The organism is Rhodococcus sp. (in: high G+C Gram-positive bacteria) (genome assembly GCF_049591685.1).
Lineage (GTDB): Bacteria > Actinomycetota > Actinomycetes > Mycobacteriales > Mycobacteriaceae > Rhodococcoides.
The window spans coordinates 1-7,639 of sequence record NZ_JBAWFH010000131.1 but is presented as its reverse complement, the minus strand read 5'-3'; the positions used below and the strand labels follow the sequence as shown (position 1 = coordinate 7,639).

The window sequence follows — 7,639 nt, the reverse complement described above, 5'->3', positions numbered from 1 at the left end:
TCGCCGAACAGACCCACCTGATGGACATACTCGCGGACAAGGTGGTCATCAAGTCCTCGAAGATCACCTCCGGTGCCGCTGACGGCGCTCACTTGATTTCCCTAGTGCGGCGCGCCTGAAGTAGTTGGGCGGTAATGTTTGGTTGAATTACTCATGCGCGCTGCACCGTTGTTGATTGCCGATTCCGACCGTGCCCAGCTCGAGAAATGGGTGCGATCGACGACGACAAAGGCCGGTTTGGTCCAGCGCGCGAGGATCGTTCTGTTGGCGGCCGATGGCGTGGCGCATGCGGAGATCGCGCGGAGGTTCTCGATTTCCCGTCAGACGGTGATCAATTGGCGTGCCCGGTACGAGCAGTTCGGGGTCGACGGGCTCTTAGCCTCGATCCACCGACTGACATTCGCATGCGCGGCATCGGCATTTGAATTGGGCATTTTTCGATTCGAGCGATTATAGGCAGGCGGTAGCCGCTGGTCTGCCCAGATTTTCCACGGTTGTGTCCTTGACGGGCCGGAGATGGCGCGATGATCGTTGTCAGGCGGGCGTCGGCGGTGAGGTTCCGATGATGTTGCGCCACAACTGAAGCCATGTGGTCGTCCAGGGCCAGTGGGTCGGCAGCCGCAACGTCGGTTTGCGTTGTGGACGGGTCAATCGGGCGGGGACGTTGACGATCTTGCGTCGCAGAGTCGCACCGCGGGCCTTCGCGTGGAGACCGCCGGCGAGGACTCCGGTCGCGCGGAGCAAGTTGTGGGCGATCGCCGCGCACAGGGCCCATGCCGAGTTCGCCGCGAACGATCCGGACGGCATGTGGGCGAGCGGTCCGTCGATCAGATCGGAGAAGACGGTCTCGATGATCGCGTGGGCTCGGTGGGTGACATCGGCGGTCGTCGCCGGCCACGTGGTGTTGGTGAAAAACGGGTGATGTCGCCAGACCTGGAAGAGGCTGTCGTGGACGGCGGCGTCTTTGACTCGCCGCACGATCAGCCGAGCGGTGACCGGATGAGCTGTGGAAGCGTAAGCAGTGTAGACAGTTTCGGCGACTTCGGCATCGGATATCCACACACCGGTGTCGGGGTCGCGGACCGCGCCGGGGTATTTCACCGGCACCCAGGCGCTATCGGGTATCGAGTCGATCGCACGCTGCACAGCGCTGTTTCGTGCCATCACCAACGAAAATTCGGCACCTACCCGAATGCATGCCCGGACCACCGAGCTGCCGCTATACGCGGAGTCACCGCGGACGAGAATCTTGCCCGATGCGCCGGCCGACCGGGCGGTCACGATCGCTTGGGTGACCATCCGGGCGGCACCTTTGCCCGAGCCGGCGCGACCGGCACGAAGCCGCATGCCTGCGATGACCGGGGCGGAGTCGGCGGTGCTGATGATCGTGGCCAGGGGCGAGAGTCCTTTGCGGAGGATCTGCTTGCCAGCGATTTTCGCGTGCCCGTAGGAGGCACCCTGTTTGGCGTGGCCGTAGACCGGCCGCAGGAGGGAGTCGATGTCGACGAACACGCGATCGGCGATGCCGGGGAGGATGTCGGTACGTCGGGCAAGGGCGACGAGGTGCTGACGCAGAACCGATTCGAGCTGGCGGTTGTGTCCGAAGGTGAACTCGCGCAGCAACGTTCCGACGGTGGAGGGCGCGTAGACGGTGCCGAAGAGGTGTTTCATGCCGCCGGATCGCAGCAGATCGATGTCGTCGATGCAGTCCGCTCCGGCACACATTCCCGCGATCAGAGTCGTCAGCTTCGGGGCTGGGTTGGCGGCACCGGAGGTGATCTTCGAGGACTTGATGACCACCTTGTCCGCGAGTATGTCCATCAGGTGGGTCTGTTCGGCGAGGGCCATCACTGGCACGAGGCCGGCGCACGACACGAGGTTGGGGTCATCGAACGCTGCCGAATCGCCGCGGAACGTGTGAGAAGATCGCACTGAAAGTGTCCTTGTTCGAGCTGTTGGATTTGTTGTGTGAGAACTCAAATCTTCCCAGCTCAGGGGGCACTTTCTTCAGTTCGACACCCGGTCACGGCCTACTTTCATCGGTGGATCGAGGCTTAGACGAAGAACGATCGGGCCGCCCTCGCACCCTCGATCGCGAGAATCTGATCTCGGTGACGTTGACGCCCCCGCCGGCGAAGTACGGCGTCACGCATTGGAGTTCGAGATTGCTCGCCGATCACTTGAAGATCGGGCACGCCACCGTCGCGCGGGTGTGGCGCGAACACGGCGTTCAGCCCTGGCGCAGTGAGACATTCAAGTTCTCGACCGATCCGGAGTTGGTCGCGAAGGTGACCGACATCGTCGGCCTGTACCTCGAACCGCCGGAGAACGCGATCGTGTTGTGCGTGGATGAAAAGTCGCAGATTCAGGCGTTGGACCGCACCGCACCGACGTTGCCGATGCCGATGCAGATCGGGATACCCGAGCGACAGACCCACGACTACGTCCGCAACGGCACGACGACTGAGGTTCCCCCCGGAAAGTGGACAGTGGTTACGCGGCCAAGACAGGCGCGATCAGTGACTGTTCATAATTGGCGGGGCTGAGCATCCCGATCGTGGAGTGCCTACGGCGAGTGTTGTAGAAGTTCATCCAGTTGTCAACTGCAGCAACCAATTCAGTGGCATACGCGAAGGCGTGGCGGTAGTAGTGCTCGTGTTTGAACGTCGACCACAGACTCTCCGCGCCGGCATTGTCCCAGCATATGCCGGTTTCCCCCATCGAGCGCCGCAGCCCATATCGTTCGCAGACCTGCTTCATGATCTCTGCCGTGTACTGACTTCCCCTATCCGAGTGCATGATTGTGCCAGCGACATCGCCACCACGTTCGGCGACAGCCATGTCCAATGCTTCGAGAACCAACTCGGTGCGCATGTGATCCGCCATCGACCACCCCAGAACCTTCTTCGAGTGCTCGTCCTTGATCGCACACAGATACATATCACCGTCACCGCAGGTCAGATAGGTGATGTCGGATGTCCACACCGCATCGAGGCGGCCCTGGTCGAACTGGCGTCGCACGAGATCATCGGGGAACGAGGCGAAGGGATCGACCACGGTGGTGCGGACCTTGAACGTACGCGGGCTGATCCCTACGATGCCGAGTGAGCGCATGATTTTCGCGACCGTTTTGTCATCGATCACCTCGCCGCGGTCGTGTAGTTCAGCGGTGATCCGAGGCGACCCGTACACCCCTTTCGACTCACGGTGGATGTCGAGGATCTTCACCTCCAGATCTGCACGTCGCTGCTGTCGTTCTCCTAATCGGGTTGTCACACTTTGTCCTTGGTGTTTGTAGAAACCTGAGGTCGACACTTCGAGTAAACGTGCCATCCGGTAAATTGCGGAGTTCGCGCACTCCACGGCCATCAACGCGTAGAGCTCTACTTTTGTTGATTTGCCGCGAAGTACGCGGACGCTTTTTTCAGGAACGCGATGTCTTTCTCTTGCTCGGAAACCTGCTTGCGAAGCCGAGAGAGCTCGGTGCGCTCCGCGGCGGTCAGCGGTTGATCTCCGGATGCGGCGGCGGCTTCGATGCGGCGGCGTTCGTCGGCGACCCAGCGTCCGAGCAGGGCTTCGTTGATGCTTAGTTCACGGGCGACCTCGGCGATGGTCCGGCCGGAATCGATCACGCGGCGTGCGGCCTCGACCTTGTACTCGGTCGTGAACGACCTGCGTTTGCGGGACATGAGGACATCCTTCCAGCGGAACCTGCGGTCCTGCTAGCTCGGTGTCCACCATCCGGGGGGAACCTCAGACGCTGTTCGCGGCACTCGAGGTGGCGACCGGCAAGGTCACCGGAATTTGCAAACCGCGGCACCGTCATCAGGAATTTCTGGTGTTCCTCAAACATGTCGCGCGGGCTTACCCAGATCAGGAACTGCACTTGGTGATGGACAACTACGCCACGCACAAGAAGCAGGAGGTACGAGAGTGGCTCGCCGACAATCCGCGCATCACCGTGCATTTCACGCCCACCTCGGCGTCGTGGATGAACCTGGTGGAGGTCTGGTTCGGGATCATCGAACGCCAAGCGATCCACCGCGGAACCTTCCGCAACGTCCGTGATCTCACGGCCAAGATTCGGGCGTCCATCAACGGCTGGAACCCACGCGCCCAGCCGTTCGTCTGGACCAAGACTGCGGAGCAAATCCTCAAGAAAGCCAACCGCCCAACGACTTCAAACGCGGACCACTAGTTCTGTGCTTACCGATCGAGACTTCCCAATTTTCACGTTCGCCGACATCGGCGCGCCCGGGGTACGTCGTTGGGTCGATGAGAAAGAAGCATGGTCTCGAATTGTCGGCCCGCTGTCATCGTCCAGATTTCAGCGCGGGGCCACTATCGAAGTGTTTCTGCTGCAAGTGGGCGTTGCGATCGAAGCTCTTGGGTACAAGATCGCCGAACGCGACGGGTCGCTCAATCCCCAAGACCAGTTGGCGTTCCCTCAGTACCTGCGCCGCATCCACGACTCACTCGACTGCTCCGTCGCCGGCGTCCTCCGCGGAGACGACCAGAACAACGTGGGCCCATTCGCTGGTTTCGATGAACGGGCCGACGCGTTCAACGCCCTGTACAAAGGCGCAAAGCACGCGAATCAGCCGCCTCCGGACCCGGTTCGGGCTTGGGTCATCGCTTCATCCGGGGCATTGCTCGTCAGGCTCTGGTTGGCCCGCGAGTTCGGAGTGCCTCGCGCAAGGCTCGAGCGCTCCGCGAACTTCGCGCCGTTAGGTGGCAATGACCGAGAACGACACGACCACGATCGACGGGCTGTTCTGGCGGGCGGCCACGCCGATGCGTGGGCTTCGTGGAACCGTCACCATTGACGACAACCAAATTTCTGCAATCGTCAACGGTGAGATGACTGAACGTCGAACAACTGACCATCAAACCGTCGGCGAAGGGCTCCGCGTCATCCGCGCTTCCGATCCCGACGTCGCGGTCGCCGAGTTCGAGCCGTACACGGTCCACGGGACGAGCGACGACGGAACGTTGCTTACCTTGGTGGACGTGCGCGGCAGCTCGCGACCGCTTATCCTGAATACACCGATTGGGTAAGAGCTGTACGCGAGTTCTAGAGCGAAATGCCCTGCCGTGGTGAAAGAATCGAACTTGTCTAAGGAAAGATTCGACCACCACGAAGGGCATCTCGCAGATGCAACTATCTCATACCCGACCTGTCGCTGCGGCACGCTTCGACGACCCGAACCTGATTTCGAATGCCGGGTTGGTCCCGGTCATGGCGTTGGCGCAACGATCGAGGCTGCTCGCCCTCGCCGACGAGCACCTGACGCTACCCACCGACAAAGGCGCAAACGCAGGCCGCAAGATCGGATCCCTCGTCGCCGGCATGATCACCGGAGCCGACTCGCTCGCCGACATGGCTATTCTGCGGCACGGCGCGATGAAAACCGTGTTCGACCGACCCTACGCGCCGTCGACGCTCGGGTCGTTCCTGAGGACGTTCGAATTCGGGCATGTCCGCCAAGTCGACGCCGTCGCCTCCCGGCTGCTGACCGCCCTCGCCGAACAGACCCCCGTCCTCGCCGGGATCGACACCGAACCGGTGATGGTCGACATCGACGACTCGATCATCGAAGTCCACGGCCACAGCAAACAAGGATCGGGCTACGGCTACTCCGGCGTGCGGGGACTCAATTCGTTGATCACCACAGTCACCACCGCCACAGCAGCCCCGATCATCACCGGACAACGACTGCGTAAAGGCGCCTGCGGATCCTCCCGCGGAGCCGCACGGATGATCGCCGACACCCTCGCCACCGTCGAGCGATTACGCACCGCAGCAACGCCCGAGACCACGCGATCGACACCGGCGAAACCGCTGGTACGGGCCGACTCCGCGTTCTTCGGCTACCCCACGATCGGTGCGGCACGCCGCGGCGGCGCTGATGTCTCGATCACCACCGCCCTGAACTCAGTGATCAGAACTGCGATCGCCGCCATCGACGACGACGCCTGGACTCCCATCCGCTACACGAATGCGATCTTCGACGACGACACCCAGCAGTGGGTCTCGGTCGCCGAAGTCGCCGAAACACCGTTCACCGCGTTCACATCACAGAAGAAAGCCCACCGCGTTCCCGGCCGCCTCGTCGTACGCCGCATCCCGGACCTTCGACCGAAGAAAGATCAAGGCCAGGGTGAACTGTTCGACCTCTGGCGTTTCCATGCTTTCTTCACCACCACCGATTCCGCCGACATCGACACCGTCGATGCCGACCGGATCCATCGCCGGCACGCGATCATCGAGCAGGTCCACGCCGACTTGAAGAACTCCGCCCTCGCACACATGCCGTCCGGTCATTTCTGCGCCAATGCAGCCTGGCTGATCTGCGCAGTGATGGCCTTCAACCTCACCCGCGCCGCCGCGTCACTGACAGGAGAGAAGTCGCTGGCGAAAGCAACCACCGCGACCATCCGGCAGGCCTTGATCACCGTCCCCACCCGCATCGCCAGCTCGGCGAGAAAACTGACCCTGCACCTTCCCGAACACTGGCCTTGGGAGAAAGCCTGGACAACGTTGTTCGACAACATGTTCGGCCGCACCGCCCACATCCTGACCTAACGAGACAGCCCCTGCCCGCCCACGATACGAAAAAGCCAGTGGAACAACCCGATATCCGAGATCGGCCACTCGGCCATGCCCGCACCCCGGAACCAACCCGCACAACGCATCCCACGATCAACAACCCAACCCATCGGTGAATTCAGGCTTATATACATGCAGCGGAACGAGAAACTATCGGTCACACGAGTGATCGTGGGCGCGCACGTCACAGGTGCCGATCAGCTGTACCGGCGGTTGCGATTCGCCATGTATGTACCCGAAGAATGGGGCCATCTCGACCAGATAGCATTCGATAATCAGGACCAGCTAGCTCGATTCGAGTTGTCCCACAATGACTACGGCGAGTTGGTCGTCTCTTACGCTACCCAGTCGCCGGTATCGCTACGCACATTGCACATGAGGGTCGTCAACGCGATGACCGGACTCGCGCAGCTGTGTCACGGTGATCCGATCACGGCCGAATCGCTAGAAGTCAGTGTGGAAATGAACGGGTCCTGGTTGCGGGTCCTCGAACGGCCTGGCCCTGAAGCCGAGGTGCGCCGCCGCGGAAGTCGTCTGGTCTCCGGCAATGCTGTGACCCCCCATGTCGTCGAACACTGGATGAACAACTGGGCCAGACTCGGAAACATCGCAGACCCGGCGGTGAACGGCACTGACGACGTACCGATCGAGGTCAGGGCGCTCACTCTGTCCGCCGTCGCCGAGGGCTTTCACAGCCGGTTGTTCGGCGATCGAACCACCCGGTTGGGACTGTCGCCCAACCAGATCAAGACGATCCGTCGGGTCGCGCGACTTGCAGGCATGGCCGCACACGACGACTTACAAGCAGAGGCAACCGACACCGACGCTGCCCGTGGCGAGGTCAAGAAAGCCCTGCAAGACTCGTTCGCCGGTTTCGGAAGCGTCACGTTCGCGGAGCGTATGGAGCAGCTAGCCACCCTCACCTCGACGGCCGTTCACGACGTTCTCGCCGATTTCACCCCAGAACGAATATCCCCCTTCGCGTCATGGGAGGAACTGATAACAAAATGTGCACGCGCGACACCGAAT

At 61.6% G+C, this 7,639-nt stretch carries 6 protein-coding genes and 3 pseudogenes; 6 read left to right on the top strand and 3 right to left on the bottom strand.

Annotation, left to right across the window (positions count from 1 at the left end; translation table 11 throughout):
- Positions 1 to 153 precede the first annotated feature (153 nt).
- Positions 154 to 456: a helix-turn-helix domain-containing protein gene (locus WBQ44_RS05685; protein ID WP_495565753.1), complete on the top strand. Its 303-nt coding sequence runs from the start codon at positions 154 to 156 to the stop codon at positions 454 to 456.
- A gap of 78 nt (positions 457 to 534) precedes the next feature.
- Here the strand turns inward: WBQ44_RS05685 and WBQ44_RS05680 are convergent, their stop codons facing one another.
- Positions 535 to 1,932, bottom strand: coding sequence for an IS1380 family transposase (locus tag WBQ44_RS05680; RefSeq protein WP_495565752.1), 1,398 nt, complete (start codon positions 1,930 to 1,932; stop codon positions 535 to 537).
- Positions 1,933 to 2,051: 119 nt separating this feature from the next.
- On the opposite strand from WBQ44_RS05680, the pseudogene WBQ44_RS05675 reads away from it, so the two are divergent.
- Positions 2,052 to 2,489: pseudogene (locus tag WBQ44_RS05675) on the top strand (transposase); the annotation flags it as partial.
- Positions 2,490 to 2,493: 4 nt separating this feature from the next.
- On the opposite strand, the gene WBQ44_RS05670 reads toward WBQ44_RS05675, so the two are convergent.
- Positions 2,494 to 3,519 carry an IS3 family transposase gene (locus WBQ44_RS05670; RefSeq protein WP_495565754.1) on the bottom strand — a complete coding sequence of 342 codons (1,026 nt, stop codon included), beginning with the start codon at positions 3,517 to 3,519 and terminating at the stop codon, positions 2,494 to 2,496.
- Positions 3,468 to 3,689 (bottom strand): annotated as a pseudogene (locus tag WBQ44_RS05665) (transposase); the annotation flags it as partial. The gene WBQ44_RS05670 and the pseudogene WBQ44_RS05665, both read right to left, overlap by 52 nt.
- Before the next feature lie 53 nt (positions 3,690 to 3,742).
- Between WBQ44_RS05665 and WBQ44_RS05660 the strand changes: the two are divergent.
- The 4 genes and pseudogenes from WBQ44_RS05660 to WBQ44_RS05645 all read left to right on the top strand — a co-directional run.
- Positions 3,743 to 4,198 (top strand): annotated as a pseudogene (locus WBQ44_RS05660) (IS630 family transposase); the annotation flags it as partial.
- Between the two features lie 539 nt (positions 4,199 to 4,737).
- Positions 4,738 to 5,058: a hypothetical protein gene (locus WBQ44_RS05655; protein ID WP_495565751.1), complete on the top strand. Its 321-nt coding sequence runs from the start codon at positions 4,738 to 4,740 to the stop codon at positions 5,056 to 5,058.
- A gap of 97 nt (positions 5,059 to 5,155) precedes the next feature.
- Positions 5,156 to 6,586, top strand: a complete 1,431-nt coding sequence (locus tag WBQ44_RS05650) for an IS1380 family transposase (RefSeq protein WP_495565750.1) — start codon at positions 5,156 to 5,158, stop codon at positions 6,584 to 6,586.
- A 399-nt stretch (positions 6,587 to 6,985) separates the two neighbouring features.
- The coding region (locus WBQ44_RS05645; protein ID WP_495565749.1) for a hypothetical protein at positions 6,986 to 7,639 on the top strand (654 nt) is incomplete at its 3' end.